General features: G+C 39.5%; 16 protein-coding genes. 13 read left to right on the top strand and 3 right to left on the bottom strand.

The features are described from left to right. Positions 1–348 precede the first annotated feature (348 nt). From J8Z25_RS06655 to J8Z25_RS06670, 4 genes are all read left to right on the top strand, one after another. Positions 349–3,012, top strand: coding sequence for a TonB-dependent receptor (locus J8Z25_RS06655; protein ID WP_167658864.1), 2,664 nt, complete (start codon positions 349–351; stop codon positions 3,010–3,012). 585 nt (positions 3,013–3,597) lie between these two features. After that, entirely contained in the window at positions 3,598–6,240 is a 2,643-nt protein-coding gene (locus J8Z25_RS06660; protein ID WP_167658865.1) for a TonB-dependent receptor, read from the top strand. Between the two features lie 50 nt (positions 6,241–6,290). After that, complete coding sequence (locus J8Z25_RS06665) at positions 6,291–7,265, top strand: class I SAM-dependent methyltransferase (protein ID WP_167658866.1); 975 nt, start codon at positions 6,291–6,293, stop codon at positions 7,263–7,265. A gap of 99 nt (positions 7,266–7,364) precedes the next feature. Continuing rightward, positions 7,365–8,504: a transporter substrate-binding domain-containing protein gene (locus J8Z25_RS06670; protein ID WP_250661878.1), complete on the top strand. Its 1,140-nt coding sequence runs from the start codon at positions 7,365–7,367 to the stop codon at positions 8,502–8,504. Positions 8,505–8,510: 6 nt separating this feature from the next. On the opposite strand, the gene J8Z25_RS06675 is transcribed toward J8Z25_RS06670, so the two are convergent. Then, positions 8,511–9,608 (bottom strand): ISAs1 family transposase, encoded by a 1,098-nt coding sequence (locus J8Z25_RS06675; RefSeq protein WP_175081192.1) that lies wholly within the window; start codon positions 9,606–9,608, stop codon positions 8,511–8,513. 110 nt (positions 9,609–9,718) lie between these two features. Here J8Z25_RS06675 and J8Z25_RS06680 point away from each other — a divergent pair, with 110 nt between their 5' ends. Beyond that, complete coding sequence (locus J8Z25_RS06680; protein WP_250661879.1) at positions 9,719–11,752, top strand: ATP-binding protein; 2,034 nt, start codon at positions 9,719–9,721, stop codon at positions 11,750–11,752. Position 11,753: 1 nt separating this feature from the next. Here J8Z25_RS06680 and J8Z25_RS06685 read toward each other — a convergent pair whose 3' ends face one another. Next, positions 11,754–12,653: an IS5 family transposase gene (locus J8Z25_RS06685; RefSeq protein WP_250661049.1), complete on the bottom strand. Its 900-nt coding sequence runs from the start codon at positions 12,651–12,653 to the stop codon at positions 11,754–11,756. Between the two features lie 125 nt (positions 12,654–12,778). Between J8Z25_RS06685 and J8Z25_RS06690 the strand changes: the two genes are divergently transcribed. From J8Z25_RS06690 to radD, 5 genes are all read left to right on the top strand, one after another. Beyond that, positions 12,779–13,351 (top strand): response regulator, encoded by a 573-nt coding sequence (locus tag J8Z25_RS06690; protein WP_250661880.1) that lies wholly within the window; start codon positions 12,779–12,781, stop codon positions 13,349–13,351. A 65-nt stretch (positions 13,352–13,416) separates the two neighbouring features. After that, the gene (locus J8Z25_RS06695) at positions 13,417–14,316 is read left to right on the top strand and encodes an IS5 family transposase (protein WP_250661049.1); all 900 of its coding nucleotides are present in this window, start codon (positions 13,417–13,419) and stop codon (positions 14,314–14,316) included. 28 nt (positions 14,317–14,344) lie between these two features. Continuing rightward, on the top strand, positions 14,345–14,905 hold the full coding sequence (locus J8Z25_RS06700; RefSeq protein WP_250661881.1) for an Hpt domain-containing response regulator: 561 nt from the start codon (positions 14,345–14,347) through the stop codon (positions 14,903–14,905). Between the two features lie 110 nt (positions 14,906–15,015). After that, positions 15,016–15,321, top strand: a complete 306-nt coding sequence (locus J8Z25_RS06705; protein ID WP_063707100.1) for an H-NS histone family protein — start codon at positions 15,016–15,018, stop codon at positions 15,319–15,321. 69 nt (positions 15,322–15,390) lie between these two features. Beyond that, positions 15,391–17,136 carry a DNA repair helicase RadD gene (radD, locus tag J8Z25_RS06710; protein WP_250661882.1) on the top strand — a complete coding sequence of 582 codons (1,746 nt, stop codon included), beginning with the start codon at positions 15,391–15,393 and terminating at the stop codon, positions 17,134–17,136. Positions 17,137–17,161: 25 nt separating this feature from the next. Here radD and J8Z25_RS06715 read toward each other — a convergent pair whose 3' ends face one another. Beyond that, a complete protein-coding gene (locus tag J8Z25_RS06715; RefSeq protein WP_130051822.1) occupies positions 17,162–17,494 on the bottom strand; it encodes a ribonuclease E inhibitor RraB in 333 nt (110 codons plus the stop codon). A gap of 171 nt (positions 17,495–17,665) precedes the next feature. Here J8Z25_RS06715 and J8Z25_RS06720 point away from each other — a divergent pair, with 171 nt between their 5' ends. The 3 genes from J8Z25_RS06720 to J8Z25_RS06730 all read left to right on the top strand — a co-directional run bounded on the left by J8Z25_RS06720 (position 17,666) and on the right by J8Z25_RS06730 (position 24,061). Continuing rightward, entirely contained in the window at positions 17,666–19,393 is a 1,728-nt protein-coding gene (locus J8Z25_RS06720) for an autotransporter assembly complex protein TamA (RefSeq protein WP_502934594.1), read from the top strand. After that, on the top strand, positions 19,393–23,079 hold the full coding sequence (tamB, locus tag J8Z25_RS06725; protein WP_167658868.1) for an autotransporter assembly complex protein TamB: 3,687 nt from the start codon (positions 19,393–19,395) through the stop codon (positions 23,077–23,079). Before J8Z25_RS06720 ends, tamB begins: the two co-directional genes overlap by 1 nt. Positions 23,080–23,170: 91 nt before the next feature. Further along, on the top strand, positions 23,171–24,061 hold the full coding sequence (locus tag J8Z25_RS06730; protein ID WP_178926822.1) for a peptidylprolyl isomerase: 891 nt from the start codon (positions 23,171–23,173) through the stop codon (positions 24,059–24,061). The last annotated feature ends 37 nt before the right edge of the window (positions 24,062–24,098 follow it).

Raw genomic sequence — 24,098 nt, forward strand, 5'->3', positions numbered from 1 at the left:
AAAATCTAAAACAACAAAGCTTTAATTGTTGCTTTTATTGCAATTAATTGGTTGGTTTTGTGCTTGTACCTATATTAATGCCAGAAATGTGGATTTTTAAATTCTTTTATAACTTGTTGTAAACACTGTCATGCTCTTTGTAATTCAAGGGATTTAAAGGTGTTAATGTTGTTTTTTTATTTTGGGTGTTCTTATATTTATTGTTAAAAGTTGAACTTTTGCGTTACTGAAGTGTTGACCTTTGAGAGTCGCGAGTATTATTATCATGGCTCAAAATGACTGTGTAATATGCATTTATTTTGAATAACTATAAATATTCCATGAATAACATGGACCAGGGAGAATCAAATGTTAAATAATAAAGTTTCAAAAGCTGTTCGCTTAGCGGTTGCTTTTGGTGCAGCTTCTACTGCTGCATTTTCTGCAAGCTCATTTGCAGCAGACGAAGAAAACGCAGAAAAAGTTGAGCGTATTCAAGTTACAGGTTCACGCATCAAACAAGTAGACCTTGAAAACAGCTCTCCAGTAACTGTTTTATCAGCTGCAGAAATTAGCCTTTCAGGTGAGCCTACAGTTGCTGACGTTTTAAATAACCTTGCTTCTAACTCTTTCGGTTCTTGGAAGGGTGTATCTGGTTACGGCGCAGGTGGTGCAGCATCTTCTAACATCAACTTACGTGGCCTGGGTTCTGATGCGACACTTGTATTATTAGACGGTCGTCGTATGCCTGGTACCAGTTCATCTTCAGGTTCATCAGCAGATACTTCAATTATCCCAATGGCAGTTGTTGAGCGTGTTGAAATCCTTCGTGATGGCGCATCAGCTGTTTATGGTTCATCTGCAGTTGCTGGTGTAATCAATATCATCACTAAGAAAGATTTTGATGGCGTTAGCGTTAAATACGATTACGAGGTACCTAAAGTAGAAGGTGGCGAAAGCAAAACTTTCTCAATTACTTCAGGTTATACATCTGAAAAAGGTAATATCATTTTCACGTATGAGAACTCACGTGACAACGCAATCTTCGACAAAGAAATTTGGGCGATGGACGATCCTACGTACGGTGCGTACAGTGGTTATAGCCATGTACCAAACTATCGAATTGGTGGTGCAGGTAGCTACATCTCAAACCCAGAGTTATGTGATCAAACAGCTGACGTAGTGAATGCTATGGATGAAAATGGCGTTGGCGGTTGTTTATATAACTACGGTAACGTTACAAAATTCTACCCAGACGTAGAAAATAACTCATTCTTAACAAACTTTAACTATGAACTAACTGATAACATCCGTTTTGTTGGCCGTGCAATGGCAAGTTTCAACGAAACAAATTCACGTTATGCTGGTACTCCAGTATCTACGGGTGCTGTATGGATGGACGCTGACAACCAGTATAACCCAGAAGGCGAAGACATCCGTCTTTACATGCGCTCTGTACCAATTGGTAACCGTGACACTAAAACAGAAGTTGTTACAACTGATATCGTATTAGGTCTTGAAGGTTTCACTGATATTGGCAATGGCCTTGATTGGGAAATCAACTACCAAAATAGCATTTCTAAAACAAACGTTTTCGGTAGTAACCTAGTTAACGACGTAATGTTACAAAACGCGATTGATTCTGGTGAGTACGATATTCTTAATACTACTGGTATGAGCTACGATGAGTGGAACACTCAATTAACTGATTTATACCAATATGCAGCGCACACTGGTACTTATGAAGGTCGTTACGAAAGTCAACAAATTGATGGTTTAGTGTCTACTACTTTTGTTGATAACGGTGACTTCGTTATTGCTGGTGTTGTTGGTGCTGAATTTGAAGAAATTGATTTCACTCAAGTATCTGATCCTGAATCTGCAAATGGTTTCATCTCTGGTGGTTCAGGCGGTGATGACGTGTATGCAACTCGTGACCGTACTGCTGCTTACATGGAAATCCAAGCAAGCTTACCATACGAAATTGATGTAACAGTTGCTGGTCGTTATGAGAAATACGAACAGTCTGGTATGACAAACCTTGGTGAAAAGAGCACTACATTCGATAAAGTTGTTCCAAAAGTAGGTGTTACTTGGCGTCCAACTGAAACATTATTAATCCGTGGTTCTTGGGGTGAGTCTTTCCGTGCTCCTAACATGGGCGAAATGTTCCAGTCTTATGCATTAAGTTTCCCAACTGTTCGTGATACAGCATGGTGTGATGCTAACCCAGGTCAAGCACTAGAAGGTTACTGTTCTGACGCTGGTGAGCAAGTAGCGACATGGTTCGGTGGTAATGCAAACCTTACTGAAGAAACAGGTGATTCTACGACTCTTGGTTTCGTATGGGATATCGTTGATGGTTTAGCCGTAGAATTAACTTACTACGATATCAGCTACGAGAACCGTATTGATGACGTAAGCACTACTGAGCTTCTACGTATTGAACAAGAAGAGGGTGGTTTAGGTTCTACGCCAGATGCTATCGACCGTGCTAATGGTAATGGTCAAATTGATTACATCTACACAGGTTATATCAATAAAGCATCACTACAAACGTCTGGTATCGACTTCTCAACTCGTTACAAGCATGAAACTAGCTTCGGTGACTTCGGTGTTATGCTAAACGTTTCTAAAGTTATGGAATTTGAAGAGAAAGCTGACAAAGATGCAGAACCATTTGATTATGCAGGTCTTCAAGATTACCCAGATTGGAAAGCTGATTTAGGTGTTAGCTACTCTTATGAAGACTACAGTGCGTCTTGGACTATGTTCTACGTAGGTGCACAAGAGTCTGGTAATGAAGAGTGGGGTGTTGATTACCTTGCTGATGTACCTTCATACTTCAAGCATAATGCTCAGTTCACATACACTGCACCAACAAATACTAAAATTTCTGTAGGTGTTAACAACGTATTTGATAAGAAAGCTCCTTCTTGGTATGACGGCTTCCGTGACTACCGTGATTCAAGCTGGTCATTATACGATCAAACAGGTCGTTCAATGTACCTTCGTTTAGAACAAAAATTCTAAACTTTGAAAACAAATTAGTATAAGCAATAAAACCCCGCGACATCGCGGGGTTTTTTTTGTTTAATTCTCGTTTCTCAATACTTAAAAATGGATTCATCAATATTAGTTGTTGTTAAAACCGCTGTGCTTCGGTTTGCAAAAACTTAATTACAAACCTTTTGTCTTAGTCTGATTTTGTGCAAACAGTCGTTCTTTCTAAGAAAAATCTTTAAGTTATCGAATAAAGTTCCCAGTAAATAGTGTTGTTGTTTTCGCAAAAACGAAAGCTTATTGGTTTTGTTTTTTGGAACTATCTTTTAGAGCTTTAATGGTTTTTTTATTGTATTAAAAAGGCTGTGTCGGTTATTTTAAAATTAGTTTGTCCCTATTTTTAAAATAACGGTTAATGGTGTATGAATGGTTTTGGGAGTATTTTTAGATATAACGAATTACTGGATTTTACATTAAAAAACAAAGGTTAAAAAACTGTTGACCAAAAGTTGTCCCTGATATTAGTATTTAATTCCCTTATAGGGTACTAGTACCTCTTTAAGGGTTAAAATAAATTAATAAAGTCATAACATGGATATGACCAGGGAGAATCAAATGTTAAATAATCAAGTTTCAAAAGCAGTTCGCTTAGCGATTGCTTTTGGTGCAGCGTCAACTGCTGCATTTTCAGCAACGAGCTATGCTGCTGATGATAAAGGTGTAGAAGAAGTTGAACGTATCGCCGTAACAGGTTCACGTATTAAACGAACTGACTTAGAAGGCTCAATTCCTGTAACAGTTATTGACCGTGCTTCAATCGACTTTTCAGGTCAAACTTCAGTTTCTGATTTGATCCGTAATACAAGCTTTAACTCAGCAGGTTCATTCCGACCTCAATCTGGTAGTTCAGCTCAAGGTGTTTCGCAAGTTAACTTACGTGGTTTAGGCGCATCTCGCTCTTTAATCCTTGTAGATGGTCGTCGTCTTCCTAAATCACCATCAACTGGTAATTCTCAAGACTTAAACTCAATCCCTATGGCTGCTGTAGAGCGTATCGAGATTTTATCTGATGGTGCTTCAGCTGTTTATGGTTCTGATGCGATTGCGGGTGTAATCAACATTATTACTCGAAAAAACTTTAATGGTGTTGAGGTACGTCTAGGTGCGGGCGATGTAAGTCTTCCTGAAGAAGGTGGTGACCGTGAGGAAGGCTCTGTAGTTTTCGGCTCATCAAGCGATAATGCATCAGTGATTGGTGGTATTTCTTGGAATAGCCGCGATATTATTTATGAACACGATTACCCTTGGGTTCAACCTGGTGCATCTAGCTTTGGTGTGAACGCTTTAAAAGAAGCTGGTTACAGATCTATCATTTCTCAAGAAGAATGTGACAGCTTAGAAAACTTCATGTATGGCTCTACGGGTGCCTGTGGTTATAACTTCAACGCAACCAATGCTAATGAAGCATCAACAGGTAACCAATCTGCTTTCCTAAAAGCAGAATATGAGATAAATGACGATTGGAAAATCTTCTCGCATACTCTTGTTTCTAAAACAAAATCATTTGGTCGATATGCTCCTTCTTTGAATGATGCAGGTGATGCAGCTTTCTTATCAGATGATAGCCCTAACAACCCTATTAACCCAAATAGCCCTTTTTACGATGCAGAATTTGCAAGCTATATGGCTGACAAACGAGCTGGTGAAATTGCCAATGGCGATGATCCAAGTTTAGTTCAAATCCGTCACCGCTTTGCTGCATTGGGTAACCGTGATAACAACGTAGATAACTGGTCTACAGATTTCTTATTCGGTGCTGAAGGTTCAATTGGTGATGTTTTTGTTGATTTTGGTGCACGTAAGACTAAAACTAAAACATACGAAATCGGTCGCAACTACTTAATGGGTAGTAATGCCCGTGCTGCAATGGATAGTGGCGCTTATATGTTAAATGACCCATTTGGTGATCGTTTTACAACGGATACTGAGAAGAGCGATTATCAAGAGCTTTTAAGCGGTCTTAAAGTAACTACTTCTCGTATTGGTGAATTCAATCAAGAAGAGCTATTCGCGTCAGCATCATTCGATGTCATTGAAATTGGCGGTGGTATGATTCAAGCGGTAGTCGGTGCAGAATACCGTAAAGAAGAGTATCAAGATACTTATGATTCACTTTCAGAAGCTGGTCAAGTCGGTGGTTCATCAGGTAACAGTGCGGGTGGCTCTCGTGACGTTAAAGGTGCTTACTTCGAAGCATTGTTCCCGTTAATGGATGATCTTGAGATGACTCTTGCTGGCCGTTATGATGAATATTCAGATTACGGTAGTGATTTCTCGCCAAAAATCTCGTTTAAATACGATGTAATGGAAGGTTTAGTTCTTCGTGCTTCTTATGGGGAAGGCTTCCGTGCTCCAACACTTGATATCACGACAGCTAAGCCAGCACCTGACAACCCAAATGTTAGCGATGACCCTTCTTGTCTAAACTTTGGTCTTGAAGCTGGTTGTGACGTTCAAGTTAACGCAGTTACGCTTGCTAACCCAGAAATTGGTTCTGAAACATCTAAACAAACGTCAATAGGTTTAGCTTATCAACCAACAGATTGGTTAAACTTCTCTGCAGATTATTATGATATTGAAATATCAAATATGATCCGTTTCTTTGGCGCAACAACTATTCTTAACCGTGAACAAACAGGTGACCCAATTCCTGCAGGTTTAGGTGTAGAGCGCTTAAGCAATGGTGGTATCGACTTAATCACTCAAGGTTATGCTAACGAAGGTAGCTGGTCTATAAATGGTTTAGACTTGAACTTGAATACAACGTTTGATTTTGGTGATGCGGGTACATTCAAGCAAACTCTACAATGGAGTCACCAGTTTGAAAGCGTTGTAGATGGCGGCCGTAATACACTTAAAGATCCAGGTGAGCCTCAAGACCGTGCTGTTCTTAACAATACGTATACTTGGAGTGACTTTGACTTTGTATGGAATATCAATTTAATTGGTAAGCAATATGAAGACGTGACTCAAAATGATGATGGTTCTTTAGATAAGACAGGTAATATTGCAACTTGGGTAACACATGATTTGCAAGTTACATATAACATGTCTACGGGTACGCAGATTTCTCTAGGTATGCAAAATGCCTTTGAGAAAGAGCCGCAATTAAGCCCATTTGGCGGTCGTAACTATAACTTCGATTTATATGACGCATACGGACGTATTACATACCTTCGCTTCCGTCAATCATTCTAAATAAAACAATATGAGGGGTGGGCTTAAGCCCACCTTTTTTTGGAGTAAGTGTGAAACATTGGGACTCATATTGGCTATCGACTGAAACTTTAAGCAGTTTTGCCCAAAGTAATCACAAAGATGGTTATCAAGGAGATGTTTTAAATTTCTGGAATGCCATTTTTAGAGAATTTCAATCATCAGCCAAACTTTTAGATATTGGTTGCGGAAATGGTGCCTTGGCTGTTTTAGCTGAACAATATCCAAATGAATTTGAAATTACGGCAATTGATGCTGCGAATATAGATCCTACTAAGCATTTTAACGACAATGAAAAAGTTTCTCTTTCACTAAAAAACATCAATTTTTACAGTGAAATGTGTTGTGAAAAGTTAAACTTTAACGATTCATCTTTTGATTACCTCATTAGTCAATTTGGCATTGAATATTCAGATCTAAACTTTTCTTTTCTTGAAGCTAATCGAGTACTTAAAAGTGGTGGCGAACTGATTGCTTTAGTTCATCATAGAAATTCTTTCATTACCCAAGATTGCCAACAAGGAATTAAAGTACTTTCACAATTCGTAAATCAAGATGGGCTCGCATATAAAGTTAGAAACTTTGTTAATTTCTGTAGTAATTATCGTCTAATAGAAAAGCCAACGGCAAAAGAACAAAATGAATTCCTACAAAATAATGAGAAGCTGTTATTAGATTTTAAAAAAGTTCAAATTAATTTTAACTCTGAAATTGAACAAGATTGGTTTGGGCAGTTAGCAAAAAGTTTTATTCCGATGATAGTAAACTGGAGGGAAGTAGCTGTTCATCAAGTTGAGAGTTTGATTGAGGAACTTGCTAATTATAAATTACGGATAAATGAGCAAATCGAAGCCTCTTGGAGCGAAGATGATCAAAAGGCAATCATTTCTAATATGAGCTCAAGCTGGGAAACCTTTGATATTACGCCCAAAAAAATTGATGGAGAATTGTTCTGTTGGGTATTAAGAGCTAAAAAGTTACAGGAAAACACTGATATCTTTCGCTAAGCACATAATTGTGTAGAGTGTAAGCTTTAATAATACAGTGTATTGGTATTGTAAGAATTTGGCTAAATGAATTTCAACTTCAAGCTATAAACAATAATTGTGTATTCAAATTACACTGCTAGAATATATTTAGTTATTGCTTTTTTAAATGGTCAGGCTCTGATAAGACTACTTCTGTTTTACTTTTCTATTATTACGCTTTCATTTTCTGGTGATGTGTTTGCAACACAACTCAAAGCGGGTATCGTTAACTATAACTTTTTCCCTTACCATACTCGCGACGCTGATGGCCAGTTCTCAGGTGTAATTGTTGGTTACAGTAATGAAATCGCTCGTTTGGCCGAAGCTGATCTCGAATACCGCGTTTATGATAGCCTAGATGAGCTTTTAGATGCCCTTAAAGCTGGTGATGTTGACTTTGCCGTCGGCTTAAATAAAACCTCACAACGTAAAAAGCACTTTTTATTCTCAACGCCATTCATGGAAGCGCCAAGAGGTATTGTTGCGAATAAGTCCATCGCGAATGATGCATTAAAAAATTTGGCTAGCCTGCGATGGGTGTGTATTACGGGGAGTTCGCACTGTGAATATCTAGTAGAAAATGGTGCGCTATTTATCAACCGTTTTATAAAACCAGAGGACGCCTTTAAAAAAGTAGCTGATGGCTCATTTGATGCGTTTATGGGTGATTACTCGGTTTTATCTCACCAACTTAAAAACCTTTCCCAAGAAAACCTGAAAGTTGTAAGTCCAGTTTGGTTATCCAGTGAAACCCTGCATGTTATGTTTAATAAAAATAATACGGCATTACGTAATCAGGTTAATTCGGTATTAGCTGCTATTTCTCCTACAACTAAACAACTATGGGAAAGCTCTGCCAGTGAAGAGTATTTAGCAGCAAAAGCTTATAGCCAATTTAAGCGTGATTTCAATCAGATTGACAAAGTGGAAGATAATAATTACTTACTCACTTTTTCTTTTGTAGATGGTTTATTTCCAATTCACGCAACCAGTAATATAGGAGAAGCAAAAGGCTATTTAAACGACACTTTGGAACTATTAGCACAACGAAGTGATTTTCAATTTAAATATATACCAGCTGCCAACTCTCAAGAGCTAGAAAGGCTCTTTTTAGCTAATAAAATTGATTTAATTCCAACCATGAACCCCACAAAAATAGAAGAAGGTGTGTTAATTGCGTTACCCTCTCACTATCAGGGTGAGAGCATACTTTGTTAACAAGTATTAACCAAAGATAAGCTCAGCCCTGAATTCATCGTCAAAACTAGCCCTAACACACTTACTGCGTATCGAGTCTTTACGGCCTTTGTGCTGTTTTACCAGGTTGCGAACAACCCGTCTGAACAGCGCCATATTCTCCGCCGAAATCGGCTCGCTTATCTGGCAAGCGTCTTCCTTAAAGACGACATCCAACACCCAGTGCTGCTGATTTTCTATGTGCCAATGATGGCGGATTGCTTTCTGCAACATCTGTGCATCTGGCTCGACAGAAGTAACATAAAAGTGCGTGTCTATTTTTATTATTGAGTCGGACTTATTGTGCCTTTCGACTGCGACCAACGAAGTAAGCCCTGGCCATTTTTCTTTTATCTCTTTAGGCAGTTTGTCTGCTTTTAGAGCGTAAGTGATCCGTGTTTCCTGACGTCCATGCCCATTGCTGGTTTGTACGTCCTCAGGCAAATCTCCCTCTTCTTCAAAAGCTTTTTCAAAACATGAAGCGACTGCTTTATAAAGCGTTTTCTGATTTGCTTTGACCTGAACCAAATAGTCCGCATCTCTTGAAGTCAGTGCTGAGAGTGTCGCTTTCTGACAATGTAGTGCATCTAGTGTGATGATAGAGTCTGAAATATCGAGCACATCTAATAAGGCCCTAACTGCTGGGATCTCGTTAGATTTACTTTCTACGGTACGCTGATACAAAGTTAAACCAGATTCACAATCAAAAGCGGACACCAAGTGTAAGTTATCCTCACGCTTTTTACTGGCACCACGCAGAGTTTTCCCATCAAATGCAATAATTGGCTTGTCAGATTGAGTTCGTTGCTCGTTAACCCAACTAAGCAGGGCCAAAATCAGAGAGTCAGTTTCCACTGTTTTAAGAATACGAGCAATACTATGTCGCGTTGGAATACCATGTTTAAATGCTCTGAACTGTCGGAGCCAAGACAGCTTGCTGTGTCCAAACACTTCGATATCTTTCCAGCCTTCACAACCAGATAAAACCGCCGAAATGATAAGAAATAAGACATCAGTAAGGTCATGATGTTGATTGATGAAAGAACGCTTATCTTCCACAAGTTCAAGGTGGCTAAATAACGACATAATTAACAAGTAGATAGTGACAATGTGGGCGTTATTAGATCAGAAAAGAGGCGGATGTTAAAGCCTTTTTACAAAGTGCGATCCCGCCGTGCTCTCACTATAGTTTAGAGATGGTGTTAATCTCTAAACGAGCTAGTCAAACCAAGCGAATTGGCTATTTAGAGGTGTTCGCCGATCCTAAACAAAAGCTATTGACCAATGAATTAGTCGAAACAGTCTCATTTGATTCAATCAAAACGCTGTTTTATGCATTGAGAAATGACAACATAGATGCGGTGATACTACCGCAAAGTATTGCGGCGTATCAGCTAAACCAATTTTATATTGGTGAGTTTTATATCAATCCAAAATACCGTTATACCCAGCCTATTTATTTTTTAGTGAATAAACACTTCTCAGAATTTGCGACTCTGCTAGACAGCCTATTTAAAACATTGACCAGCAATGATTTTAACTATGTTGTTAGTCGTCACGGAATTTTTAGTATTGAACGTGGTTACGACCGTAAAACTGTTAATACCACAGCTATTCTCATTTTAATTTTGATTGCTGTGTCGGTAATTTATTTTATTAGCTGGCGATTAACCATTAATCGTGAAATTGCAAAGCGCAAAGATGCTGAAGAAGTGGCTTTAAGTAAGCTTAATTTTACCCAAAAACTGATAGATGACTTACCCACTATGGTGGTGATACAAGATCAGCACCAAAAGCGTATTATGTGGAACAGAGCTTATAAAGAAAATTTTGCTCACTTATGGGATGAAAAAAACCAATATTTGCGCGGAGATATTAAAGTCGTAAAAAAACTGATTTCGCAAAATGAGCAAAGTTTAAATTCAGGCAAGGTAATCAATCAGCATATAAATTACACGAATAAATCGGGTAAAGAGCTGGAGTTACTTTACACCAAAAAGCCATACTTGGGCTCAGGGGGTGAATTTGCAGGTATTATGACGGTGATCACTGATGTAACTGAACATCGTCACCTTCAGCGTGAGAATCAATCTGTACAGCAACTGTTACAAACCATTACGGACACAATACCTGGAGGTGTATTTCAGTATGAGTACTACGATGACGGTGAGGGTTGTTATACCTATATTAGTAAAGGTGCACAGAGTTTATTAGGGATTACTTCGCGAATGATTAACCAGCGCGGCATGACGGGATGTATTTCGCCGCTTATTGTTGATGAAGACCGAGTGCAAATTGCAAAGAGTTTTAAAGCAGCGAGTAAACTCAACAAAATGATTGATATTGAGTTTCGGATAAACAATCTAGGCCAGCAAATTTGGTGTCGTTTTATTGCCAATGCAGAAACTAATAAGCGCGAAAATAAGCAGGGTGTGCGTTGGAATGGTATTTTGCTTGATATCAGCATACTCAAACGTCAGCAGGAAGATTTGAATAAAGCAACGGAGCTTGCACATCAAGCTCAGTTGGCGAAAGGTCGTTTTATTGCCACTATGAGCCATGAACTAAGAACACCTATGTCTGGAGTAAATGGCTTTATAGAGCTTTTAAAATCATCATCACTTGATGAAGAGCAACACTATTTAATCGAGCACATAGAGAGCTCAGTAACAAAGCTTCGCACTTTAGTCGATGATATTTTATATTTCGCAAACAGTAGTACAGGTAATATCGAAGTCGACTTAAGAGAAACCGACCTTGAGGCGCATTTATGCCGTGTTATGCGTGCTCATGAGTACCTCGCTAAGCAAAAAGGGCTCGCTTTCAATGTACTATGGCGTAAAGCTACTTTTAATTTGGCTTTGGTCGATATAAGTCATTTGATGCAAGTGCTTTCTAATGTACTAAATAACGCCGTGAAATTTACAGAGCAAGGGACAATAAGCTGTGATGTTTTATTTGATAAGCAATCTTTAAAGATTGAAGTATCAGATACAGGTAAAGGTATGACAGCCGAGCAGTTGGCTAATATATTTACCCCTTTCGAGCAGGCAGATAACTCTATTCAACGTCGCTATGGTGGTACTGGATTAGGCTTAAGCTTGGCAAAGCAACTTGTTGAAGCTATGCAGGGTGAAATCTCCCTATCAAGCACCTATGGTAAAGGCACTAATGTTTATATTTCAGTAGGCCTTGTTGATCAAATACAGCTCTCTAACAAACTCACTTAACTTACTGATATTTAGGCAGACCAAGGGTGTTGATCTTATTTAGCGCCTTCACTTTGATCATCGCTTCAACCAGCTGGCGATTGTAATCACGCGCATTTAGCTTAGCCCCCATCAACTGTTTAAAACGGTACATCGCTGTTTCTGCTAATGAGCGCACATGATATCCACTGAGCTTTTTCCATTGTGCGATTCCTAACTTATTGCACAACATGACAGCCTCATTGCGTGGATGCTTATCAGTCCACAGCCGTGCATTCTCTCTCGGCGGGATAGCAGGTATCGCGCCTTTTTCAGTAATTTCTGCATAGCAGCGGCGGCTATCATAAGCACCATCAGCGCTCACTCTATCTATACGCCGGCGTAATGGTCTTATCAAATCTTGGAGGGTCTCGCCGTCGGTGACGTTACTGAGCGTCATTTGCGCCCCCACAATATCATGCGTGTTGGCATCCACCGCAAGGTGCAGTTTTCGCCACTTTTTTCTTGCCTTTACGTGGTGCTTCTGTGCATGCCATTCACCTTCGCCAAACACCTTAAGTCCTGTGCTATCAACTACAATATCTACAAATCCAGTGGTGCGGACTTTACTGCGAAATTTAATATTCAACTCAGCACTGCGCTTACACAGACAACTGTAGGTTGGGGCTTCAAGCGGAAGCTTCATCAAAGATAATACCGATTGTGTGAACCCTTGTAGTGCCCTGAACGACAAGCCAAAGACAGCTTTGAGTGTTAAGCAAGTTTCAATAGCAAGATCAGAGAAATGATTAGAGCGGCCACGCCCACCGTGAGTACATTCGTTATACCAATGACGCGTTGCTTTTTCGTCAAACCAGAAGCGAATATTACCGCGGTTAACGAGGGCTTGATTATAGTGAGACCAGTTTGTGATTTTGCTCATTGTTGTTGCACGGGCTAGTAGGATATAGATGATCTGATCACAGGCTGGCAAGATAGTTCAAACTTTTAGGAAACAACGCCATTTCAGTACCACTTAAAAACGCAAGTAAACAGAAGTTACGAGCTTTGTCAGTTAATTGGGCTGTTTGTACCCAGCACGATCAATTACTAAATAACCTAGCCAGTATGGGGGTGAAACACTATCAATTAAGTTGGCCAATCGATAAAGACGCATTTGAACAAGCTGATAATATTCTCATTGACGAGAGTTATGTTAATGCACTGTGGGGCGCTAATTGGCAGCAATCAATTAGTAATGCAAGTAATAATTATATTTTAGTAGCATGCGCTAACAAAGTGCATACACCAGCAAATTGTTGCTGCCATATTCTACCTATTGAACCATTGTATCCAGATACTTTGAGAGAGCTTATAAATAGTGCACACATTCGCTTGGATGATGAGATGCTAACGCAAAGCTATCCGTTACATGGGAAAATATTAATAGCTGAGGATAATAAAACAAATCAGTTATTGCTCGAAAAACAATGCCAAAAACTAGGAATTAAAGCGGTCATGGTTGACGATGGTATTGCTGCTCTAAGAGCACTTGAAACAGGGCATTTTGATTTATTATTAACAGACTGTCACATGCCTGATTTAGATGGATTTCAATTAACTGAGGGCGTTGTTTCCTAAAAGTTTGAACTATCTTGCCAGCCTGTGATCAGATCATCTATATCCTACTAGCCCGTGCAACAACAATGAGCAAAATCACAAACTGGTCTCACTATAATCAAGCCCTCGTTAACCGCGGTAATATTCGCTTCTGGTTTGACGAAAAAGCAACGCGTCATTGGTATAACGAATGTACTCACGGTGGGCGTGGCCGCTCTAATCATTTCTCTGATCTTGCTATTGAAACTTGCTTAACACTCAAAGCTGTCTTTGGCTTGTCGTTCAGGGCACTACAAGGGTTCACACAATCGGTATTATCTTTGATGAAGCTTCCGCTTGAAGCCCCAACCTACAGTTGTCTGTGTAAGCGCAGTGCTGAGTTGAATATTAAATTTCGCAGTAAAGTCCGCACCACTGGATTTGTAGATATTGTAGTTGATAGCACAGGACTTAAGGTGTTTGGCGAAGGTGAATGGCATGCACAGAAGCACCACGTAAAGGCAAGAAAAAAGTGGCGAAAACTGCACCTTGCGGTGGATGCCAACACGCATGATATTGTGGGGGCGCAAATGACGCTCAGTAACGTCACCGACGGCGAGACCCTCCAAGATTTGATAAGACCATTACGCCGGCGTATAGATAGAGTGAGCGCTGATGGTGCTTATGATAGCCGCCGCTGCTATGCAGAAATTACTGAAAAAGGCGCGATACCTGCTATCCCGCCGAGAGAGAATGCACGGCTGTGGACTGATAAGCATCCACGCAATGAGGCTGTCATGTTGTGCAATAAGTTAGGAATCGCACAATGGAAAAAGCTCAGTGGATATCATGTGCGCTCATTAGCAGAAACAGCGATGTACCGTTTTAAACAGTTGATGGGGGCTAAGCTAAATGCGCGTGATTACAATCGCCAGCTGGTTGAAGCGATGATCAAAGTGAAGGCGCTAAATAAGATCAACACCCTTGGTCTGCCTAAATATCAGTAAGTTAAGTGAATTTGTTAGAGAGCTGTATTTGATCAACAAGGCCTTAACTGAGCAATTACGCAGTCAAGAGAAGTTTAAAAATTTGCCAATTATTGGCTTTACTGCGGATGATTCTAAAGAGTGTTTAAATAAAGCATTAAAATCAGGAATGAGCTGTGTGTTATTTAAGCCATATAAACTCAATGAATTATATAATCGACTAGCTGAGTTTATAGAGTTAAGTAGTGATGATTTGCCAATTACCGATGATAATCCCGATTTAAGCTTACAAGGTATAAAAGATAAACAGCATTGGTTAAATGTTTTCGGCAATGAGAATGATGCAAAAATGCTCGCAGAGGTATTTATTACTAGCTTGCAAGCAGACTTAAATTCCTTACAAGAGCAAATAAAAAATCAAAATTTAGAAAAGGTTTCTGGCGCAATACATAAACTTAAAGGCGCTATTGTAATGCTTCAATATCCTCCTTTATCTGAGCTTATCGTAACGACCGAGAGTCGTTTTAATCAACTGCAAGATACATTAATTGTCGAAAAGTTAATTGCAGAGCTAAGCGATGTAATAGATAAAATAAAGCTATGGCTATAATAAAAAGATAGGATAAAAAATAAACATGGAATAGATTATTTCATTAAATCCACATATACTAGCTACTGTTAAACTTTTAACTTAACTTTTAATACTTAAGAGAGCTCTCAATGAAAGAAATCCGATCTTTTGTGAAATCTGCGTCATTATCTGAATTAGAAAAAGCAAAACAGCTAATTGACACAGCAATCGAGAAATATACTCAACAGCAAGAAGCTAAAAAAGAAGTACTCGATCTACTAAAAGAAAAAGGACTTACATTAGAAGATCTACAGGATGTAGCAACAACTGATAAGCGTACTAAAGTAAAACCAAAATATCGCATCGAATTTAATGGTGAAATTGTTGAATGGACAGGCCGTGGTAAACGTCCTAAAGCTTTCCAAGGTGTAGATCTAACAAAACACCTCGCTTAATTTTTGCTTTAAAGAATAGGAAGGGAAGCGTATGCTTCCCTTTTTTTATGTCGATAATAGTCAGATAAAATGAAGTACGTACTCAGACCCTATCAACAAGAGGCCGTAGCACGCACAGTTGCTCACTTTCGACAAACTGATGATGCAGCACTTATTGTGTTACCAACAGGTGCAGGTAAGAGTCTTGTTATTGCTGAACTTGCGCGTATTGCCAAACAAAAAATTATGGTGCTTGCTCATGTTAAAGAGTTGGTAGAGCAAAACGCTGAGAAATACACCAGCTTTGGTTTTAAGGCCAGCATATTTTCAGCGGGTTTAAAGCAAAAGTCTTTAACTGAACAAGTCACCTTTGCAAGTGTGCAGTCACTGGCGCGAAATACAAAACAGCTAACCGACGCCTATTCATTATTGATCATTGATGAATGCCACCGTGTAAGCGGTGATGAAAAAAGCCAATACGGACGGGTGATAGCGAGTCTAAAAAAACAAAATCCTAGTCTTAAAGTACTTGGACTAACCGCGACTCCATTTCGAATGGGCATGGGGTGGGTTTATCATCATCACTATCATGGCTTTGTTAGAGGTGATAGCGATGCGCCATTTAAAAAGTGTATTTTTGAGTTACCACTGCGATATATGATCAAAAATGGCTATTTAACGCCGCCTCACGAGGTGGATGCTGCGATTAGTCATTATGACTTTTCATCACTGCCGAGTGATTCATTTGGTCGTTACAGTGTCGAGAATATGAATGCGTTATTGAAAGATAACACTCGCGCGACAAAAGCTATTATCAACCAAGTAATAGAATATAGTGAGCAGCGTCATGGTGTAATGATCTTTGCTGCAACTGTGATGCACGCCAAAGAAATAACAGGCTACTTACCTGAGCATAATACTGCACTGATTACTGGTGATACCGATAATCAAGAACGCGATAGGATTATTAATCAATTTAAAGCAAAAAAAATAAAGTATTTAGTCAATGTATCAGTACTTACGACAGGCTTTGATGCCCCTCATGTTGATTACATCGCAATTTTAAGGCCTACAGAATCGGTGAGTTTATACCAACAAATTGTAGGTAGGGGGCTTCGTTTAAGCGAAGGTAAAGAAGATTGCTTAGTTATTGACTATGCTGGTAATGGCTTTGATTTGTTTTATCCTGAGGTAGGTAGTATCAAAGCACAAAGTGATAATGAGCCAGTACAAGTACTTTGCCCTGGTTGTGGGTTTGCGAATATTTTTTGGGGTAAAACTGATAGCGAAGGTAAAGTTGTTGAGCACTTTGGCAGGCGTTGCCAAGGGTTGCTGGAAAATGATGAAGTGCAAGTACAGTGCGATTATCGTTTTCGTTTTAAAGAATGTGAGCACTGTGGTGAACAAAATGACATAGCAGCAAGGCAGTGTCAGTCATGTGGTGCTATGATGGCAGATCCTGATGATAAACTAAGAGAAGCGCTTAATCTAAAAGATGCTTTGGTATTAAGGTGTAGTGGTTTGTCGGCACAGTTGCTTGCTAAAGGTTTACTTAAAATTAGTTACTATGATGAAGACGGTGCAAGTTGTGATGAAGTATTTAATTTAACCAACGATACGGGGCGGTTTATCTTTAATAAGCAATTTGGCAAACGAGCGGCACCCGGTTACAGTCCCGTTGAATGGCAAAGCGCAGAACAAGTTGTTGAATTACAGAAGCAACTACTTGCACCAGACTTTGTGATTGCCCGTAAAAATAAAAAATACGGTTGGAAAGTGGCTGAAAAGCTATTTGATTATCAGGGGAGTTTTCGTAAGGCGAATCAATTGAGTTGATTCGCTTTACGAAATTGGGGCAGACCTATTTTTCTTCGGCCATTAAACCCCAGCCGTCACCATATCCATTGTGACCATTTGCGATGCTCTCTAAGTATTGCTCTGTTTGGCTAAGTAAAGTGTGATCTGGCACCATTTTCACACGAGTAATTACTTCCCACACCCCTGTATCAGGGCATTTGTTTAATTCCGTAGAAGGTGCAAGCTCATCACTTTCAATTACTTTTGAAAATTTTTCTGCTTCTGGTTTTTGTTCAAAAAGAATATAGAAATCGATGGTTTGCATACTGGTTAAGTCGACACCAGCTTCAGCAATTTCAGCTAATAATTGACCGTTTTCGTCATCAGGGAAGTGCATTTAGTCGCTCGTTCATTATAAATCTAGGTATTATCCGCTATTGTAGCGAAAATAAAAGTTTAACGCGTACTAATTTTAACATTTCAATTATGTCAGTGGCTATAACGCTGTGTTAATATCATTTTGTACTCATTTTAGATTATGACTCTTCCAAAAAAGTAAGGATAATTTTTGTATACTCGGCATCTCTATTTTGTCTTTTTGCTTTTCTGTTCTTCGTATAGCCAGTACTCAATTGGTACGGAAGGGATTATTAAAGATTATAAAATACAAGGGATTAGTGGCGAGCTTGAGGGGAACGTTGAGCTTTACATTAAACAACTTGTCGATGAAAAAAACTCTAAGGCTCTAAAGCGTCATGCTAAAAGCCAAGTTGAAATGAGTTTAAAAGCTCTTGGCTACTATAAACCTACCATTAAAATTAGCTTCGATAACGCAGAGCAGCTTTTGATAGTTAATGTTGAACGCGGCCCTGTTACACGAGTTGCAGATATCAAAGTGACTATCACTGGTTCAGGTAAAGATGACGCTGAATTCATGTCTGTAGTCAACAGCATCAAAATAAAACAGGGTGATTTTTTAAATCACGGTAAATATGAGGCCGCTAGAAAACGCATTGAAAGCCAACTATTAGAGTTAGGTTACTTTGATGCAAAATGGCATGAGCATAAATTAGCGGTGTCTTTGAAAAATAATAACGCGAGAGTCATTTTTAATGTTGATACTGGGCCTCGGTACCAGTTTGGTGATATCACAATCGGCAGTGAGACTCCCGCTGAAAAATATATTCGCTCACTAGCGGAGTTTAAACAAGGCCAGCCTTATAAAGCGACTGAGATTTCTGATTACAATTTAGCATTGTCTAGCACGCCTTATTTTGCGAGTGTGCGTGTTTATGCTGACATTGCTAAACGTAAAAATAATCAAGTGCCAATTAATGTTGATGTGTTACATAAACCTGCAAATAGCTTCGAAGTGGGTGGCGGTTATAGCACCGACCTTGGGCCAAAAGTTCGCTTTAAATGGACAAAACCCTGGATCACTGAAGATGGTCATTACTTAGAGAGCAATCTGAATGTATCAGAACGTCAGCAAGATATCTCTCTCGGCTATACGGTACCTGTAGATGACCCTAACGATGATTTATGGCGTTTTTCTTTGGGCTACAAACTAGAAGACGAATTAACCAATGATTTATATAGCCGCATATTTACAGGCCAATTACAGCGCCAATGGCTAACAGACGACGATTGGGTACGCACTGCATTTTTAAGGCGTGACTATGAAACTTACCGTATTGGTGATGAACAGCAAAGTGCAAAAATGTTAATGCCTGGCATCAGTTATGCCAAGAAAGACACTGAAGGAGGCACAACGCCATATAAAGGCTATCAATGGATGATGTCAGCCGAATTTGGTTTAAAAGATATGATGTCTTCAACTAACATTTTGCGATTACAACTGCAAAATGCTTGGTTAACCACGTTTGCAGATCGCCATATGCTGTTTTTAAGAGCCAACCTAGGCGCAATGCTGGTCGATAATATCAATGAAGTTCCTCTATCTTTGCGCTTTTATGCGGGTGGTGACCAAAGTGTGCGTGGTTTTGCTTATGAATCTATTTCGCCTGAAGATGAAAAAGGACGTTTGATAGGTGGTAAATATTTAATGAGCGGAACCGTTGAATATAACTACCAATTTGCCGAGCATTGGCGAGCAGCCTTATTTGTTGATAGTGGTACCGCGACAAATGATTTTACTGATCGTGTAGAAGTTGGGGCTGGTTTTGGTTTTAGGTATTTAACACCGGTTGGTCCTGTGCGTATCGACCATGCTTGGGGTCTGACAAAAGAAAGTAAAAGCACTCGACTAAGTATTACCATAGGGCCTGAAATCTAATGAAGATGTTAAAAAAGATAACCAAGGTTCTATCAATTACATTGACAAGTTTGGCAGTCATTGTGTTTTGTTTGTTGTTCACAGCACCCGGTAATCACTTTATTGCATACTCTGCTAATAAGCTAGTTGATGGCTTAACAATTAAGTTGCCATCAGGGCGTTTTTTATATAACGATGCGTTTGATGTTTTCTTTGAAAACCAAGGTATCATGCTTGATGCAAAGCAACTAAAAGTTGATTTGTTCTGGTGGCGTTGTGATGGTATTTGTATTGAAAATTTAAGCGCCCAGTCGATTGATTTAAATATTAAAAAGCAAGCTTCATCAACTGAACCTCGTAATGAATCAGAGCAAGAAGTAGAACAAGCCACACAAATTAGCTTACCAATAAAAATCACTCTAAACCGAGTTGCAATTAATCGGTTTAGTTTAGTGCATGCCAGTGCCGACGTAACAGTAAATAAATTAAGCCTTGAGGGGCGCGCCGAAGCATCAGACGTCACAGTGAATTCATTGAATATTGCTGACATAGAGGTGTTATTGCATGAAACTAAAGAGCAGCCTAAGTCGACTCCACTAAAGGAGGTACCGGCACTACCAGAAATCGATACTACGCTCCCGGTTAACCTCCAAGTTAATCAATTTCGAATCAGCAAGGTTGCTATTACACCTTCTGGGGTAGAAGAGGCTCAGCTGGTTGAAAATATTGAATTGGTCGCTTCAGTTAATGGCAGTGATATTAACCTTGAAAAACTTGCTGCACGCTATCAGCAATGGCAATTACAAACCAAGCTAACGGCTGAACTCTCTGGTGATAATACTGTTAGTGGCTCGCTGTCGGTAGGTAACACTGAGCATCAAGCTAATTTAACTGTTTTAGGCCCACTTGCTAATTTAAAGTTAGATTTAGTAACTCAGGGGACATACCCAGCAAAGCTAAAAGGGACTGTGAATTTAAGAGAAACAAATTTTCCATTTGATTTAACAGGCCAGATAGAAAAGTGGCAAATTGAAACTAATACACAAAACCTGCAATTAACTGACTTTGATTTACAAGCCAAAGGCCACGCCGATGCTTATGAAGTCGATTTGAGCTTAGTCACACAGTTAGACGCGTTACCGGCAATGACTGTGAAATCGCAACTACAGGGTAGCTTAACAAGTGCAAAACTGAAGCAATTAAACCTTAATGCGAATGACAGTAACGCAGTAGTAACCGCTTCGGTTGATTGGTCAAATGGGGTAAAAAGTCAATTTAAAGGAACTTTGAGTCACTTAAAAGCACAATACTTAACGGATGCACTGAGCAGTGACTTATCCGGTGAGTTTAAGGGTTCATTCAATTTACAGGCAAGTGAATGGCAGCTTGCGTTAGATAACACGCAATTAAATGGTTCAATAAATGAAGTTCCTGTGACCTTACTTTCGGATTTTGAACTTGATAGCAGCTTACATGCGAGTTTTAAAAAGCTTGAAGTGAAAAGTGGTAAAAATGAAATTGCCTTATCAGGTCAGGTAGATGATGTATGGCGCGTCGAAGGTAAAATGCGTTTAGATGCAAGTGGTCAAGATATCTTGCCTATGCAAGGTAAGGGGTTTGCTGATTTGACTTTACGTGGAAAGCGACTCGCGCCAACGGTTGATTTAAATATGGTACTTCATACGTTGAGTTATCAAGATATCCAGGTCGATGGTTTAACATTAAAAGGGCAATTCGATTATGCCGCAGACTGGCAAACTGACCTGTCACTTATTCTTGATTCTGCAAGTGTAGGCGAACATAAAATTAATCAAATTGAGTTAGATGCCAGTGGAGATAAAACTGATCACCATTTAGCTTTTTTACTCGATGCAGATCAAGGGAAAGCATCATTTGATGTTGACGGTAAATTTAATAAAGAAATCTGGCAAGGTGCGTTAAGTCAAATTCTTGTAACCGATAATCAGGTGCGCTTTGGTACTAATAAGCCGGTTAATATTCAACTAAATACCAAAACCTTTGACTTTAATGTAGCCGCGCACTGCTGGCAAAGCGATAACTCAAAACTATGTTTTGAGACCTTGCAGCAAACTAAACAATTAGGTCAGTTGAATGCAAAGCTTGCTGCGTTATCTATTGCTGAATTTAAACACTTCTTACCAGATAATTTGAAAGTAATTGGCGATGCAAACGGGGAGTTTGTTGCTAATTGGAATAATGGCGCATTGAAAACGATTCGTGCCAATATCAAAACACAGCAGCTAGAAGCATCCTTAATTGATGGTGCAAATGTCTATAAATTACCGGTAGAGGTTTTAGATATCTCGGCAATGAGTGATGCGCAAGTTGGTAAACTTAATGCCACCCTTGATTCATCCGTATTAGGTAAAGTGACTTCACAGCTCAACATTGATGATATACAAAATAAACAGACCTTAGCGGGCGACTTGGTTATTGAGAAAATTGAGTTAACAAACTTAAGACCCTTTATTGCATCACTTGAACAATTAACAGGCGATATTAAAGGCCGTTTAGCAATCGCAGGCACCTTGAAAGAGCCATTACTCAATGGTGAATTTGATGTTGAAAAAATCAATCTAGAAGGGGCAACATTGCCCGTATCGCTGCAAAATTCATATGTAAACATTGCCTTTAATAACCAAAGTGCAAAGCTCACGGGTGAGCTGAAAGACACTGAAGGGGGCGCACTTAACTTATCTGGCGGTGTCGATTGGCAGCAAGATTTACCAGACGTTGACGTGAAATTGAACGGTAAAGAGTTTTTTGTGCGTGCCCAGCAAGATGTTACCTTTAAAGTATCACCAGATTTAACTATGTCATTGAAGAATAATGCGTTTAATCTCGATGGCCAAGTCGTGGTGCCATGGGGCCGAATTGCTATTGAAGAGCTACCAGAGGGCGCAGTACAAGTCAGCGATGATGAAGTGATTGTTGATATTGAGCAGCAACAATCTGAGAAAGTACCATTTGACTATGCGATAAATTTAAAAGTATTGGTTGAGAATGATGTACGAATAGATTCTTTTGGCCTTAAGTCAAAAGTTGAAGGTGATTTAAATATAAGTATGGACCAAGTCACTCCTATGATAGCAACGGGTGAATTGAACCTAGTAGACGGTACATACCGTGCATTTGGACAAGACTTGCAAATCCGTACTGGTCAGGTGGGGTTTAGTGGCTCAATTGATAAACCTTACTTAAATATCAAAGCGATTCGTAACCCTGATAACACCTCAAATGGTGTTGTGGCAGGGATCACCTTAACAGGTAATGTTGAACAGCCTTCGTTAAAAGTATTTTCAGAGCCAGCGATGGATCAGGGTCAAGCCCTGGCTTATTTGCTAAATGGACAACCTCTTGATGAAGGTGACAGCTCGACTGATGCCATGTTAACACAATTATTGCTTGCCCAAGGTGTAAACCGCAGTGAGGGGGTGGTGTCTAAGATAGGCGAAAGTTTTGGTTTGTCAGATGTAAGCTTAAGTTCGAGTGGTAGTGGTGACGATACAAAAGTTGAGATATCTGGCTATCTTACACCGGGCATTCAAGTCAAATACAGTGTTGGTATTTTTGATTCGTTAAGTGAAGTTGCTGTGCGCTATCAATTGTTGTCACAATTGTACATTGAGGTGACCAGTGGCCTTTATCAAAATGTTGATATTCTCTATAAATTTGATTGGGATTAATAATGAGCATTGCCTTAATAAGTCGCTTTTACTTGCTTATTGGGGCATAAATTAATAGGCTGAATTGTTAACTACTTAAAAGATAATAACAATGAAATTAAGACTATTAACCTTGTGTCTTGGTGCGGTATTAATTGCACCAACTCATGGAAAAGAAACCAGTCAAAAACGTTCTGCTGGCGAAATCATTAAAACTGCCAGCGATAGTGAATGGCGAACTGTTAGTGCCCAGAACATCATTAAACTAACCCTACCTACGGGTGCTGCTTATATTGAACTAAACGATAAATTGGCGCCTACGCACGCAAACAACATGCGACAGCTTGCCAAAGAAGGGTTTTATCAAGGCCTGAGTGTGTATCGCTTTGTTGAAGGATTTGTAGCACAAGGAGGCGATGTCAGCGAAAGCAAACCTGTTAAAAATGCTAAAAAAGCCTTACCCGCTGAGTTTTACTTACGTACCGAGACTCCTCTAAAGATTACAGAGCTCAAAGGACCTGATGGTTATGCAGCTAAAACGGGCTTTTTAAACGGCTTTGCTGTGGCACAAAACCAAAGCCAAACTGAAACATGGCAAGTACATTGCCCTGGTGTTTTTGCTATGGCTCGCGATAATGATATCAATTCAGGTGGTACAGAATTTTATGTGACCATAGGGAATAGCCAGCGCTATTTAGACCGTAACATCACTGTATTTGGTCGCGTTTTAGAAGGGATGGAACATTTTAATCTCTTACAGCGTAAAGCCACTGAAGGTCAGACATTTAACCCCATTACAGATATGCAACTATTAGCAGATATTAAAGACACAGACAACAGTAAATTTCGGGTCATGAAAACAGACTCAAATGCGTTTATAGCCCTCATTGAAGCGCGTAAAAATCGCGTTGAAGCGTGGTTTGTTGAAAGCCCTGATTACATCAACGTTTGTGCAATGCCAATCCCAACAGAGAGGGTGATGCCAACTCGCAATAATCCTTAATCATTTTGAGGGATTAAATCTGTCGCTAACTGCGTTA

This window comes from Pseudoalteromonas sp. SCSIO 43101 (assembly GCF_023650775.1).
In the GTDB taxonomy this organism is placed as follows: domain Bacteria; phylum Pseudomonadota; class Gammaproteobacteria; order Enterobacterales; family Alteromonadaceae; genus Pseudoalteromonas; species Pseudoalteromonas apostichopi.

Excerpts from the sequence above, each read along its gene's own strand:
- J8Z25_RS06655 (WP_167658864.1), top strand. The coding sequence starts at position 349 with ATGTTAAATAATAAAGTTTCAAAAGCTGTTCGCTTAGCGGTTGCTTTT.
- J8Z25_RS06660 (WP_167658865.1), top strand. The coding sequence starts at position 3,598 with ATGTTAAATAATCAAGTTTCAAAAGCAGTTCGCTTAGCGATTGCTTTT.
- J8Z25_RS06675 (WP_175081192.1), bottom strand. The coding sequence starts at position 9,608 with ATGTCGTTATTTAGCCACCTTGAACTTGTGGAAGATAAGCGTTCTTTC.
- J8Z25_RS06680 (WP_250661879.1), top strand. The coding sequence starts at position 9,719 with ATGGTGTTAATCTCTAAACGAGCTAGTCAAACCAAGCGAATTGGCTAT.
- J8Z25_RS06685 (WP_250661049.1), bottom strand. The coding sequence starts at position 12,653 with ATGAGCAAAATCACAAACTGGTCTCACTATAATCAAGCCCTCGTTAAC.
- J8Z25_RS06695 (WP_250661049.1), top strand. The coding sequence starts at position 13,417 with ATGAGCAAAATCACAAACTGGTCTCACTATAATCAAGCCCTCGTTAAC.
- J8Z25_RS06705 (WP_063707100.1), top strand. The coding sequence starts at position 15,016 with ATGAAAGAAATCCGATCTTTTGTGAAATCTGCGTCATTATCTGAATTA.
- radD (WP_250661882.1), top strand. The coding sequence starts at position 15,391 with ATGAAGTACGTACTCAGACCCTATCAACAAGAGGCCGTAGCACGCACA.
- J8Z25_RS06715 (WP_130051822.1), bottom strand. The coding sequence starts at position 17,494 with ATGCACTTCCCTGATGACGAAAACGGTCAATTATTAGCTGAAATTGCT.
- tamB (WP_167658868.1), top strand. The coding sequence starts at position 19,393 with ATGAAGATGTTAAAAAAGATAACCAAGGTTCTATCAATTACATTGACA.
- J8Z25_RS06730 (WP_178926822.1), top strand. The coding sequence starts at position 23,171 with ATGAAATTAAGACTATTAACCTTGTGTCTTGGTGCGGTATTAATTGCA.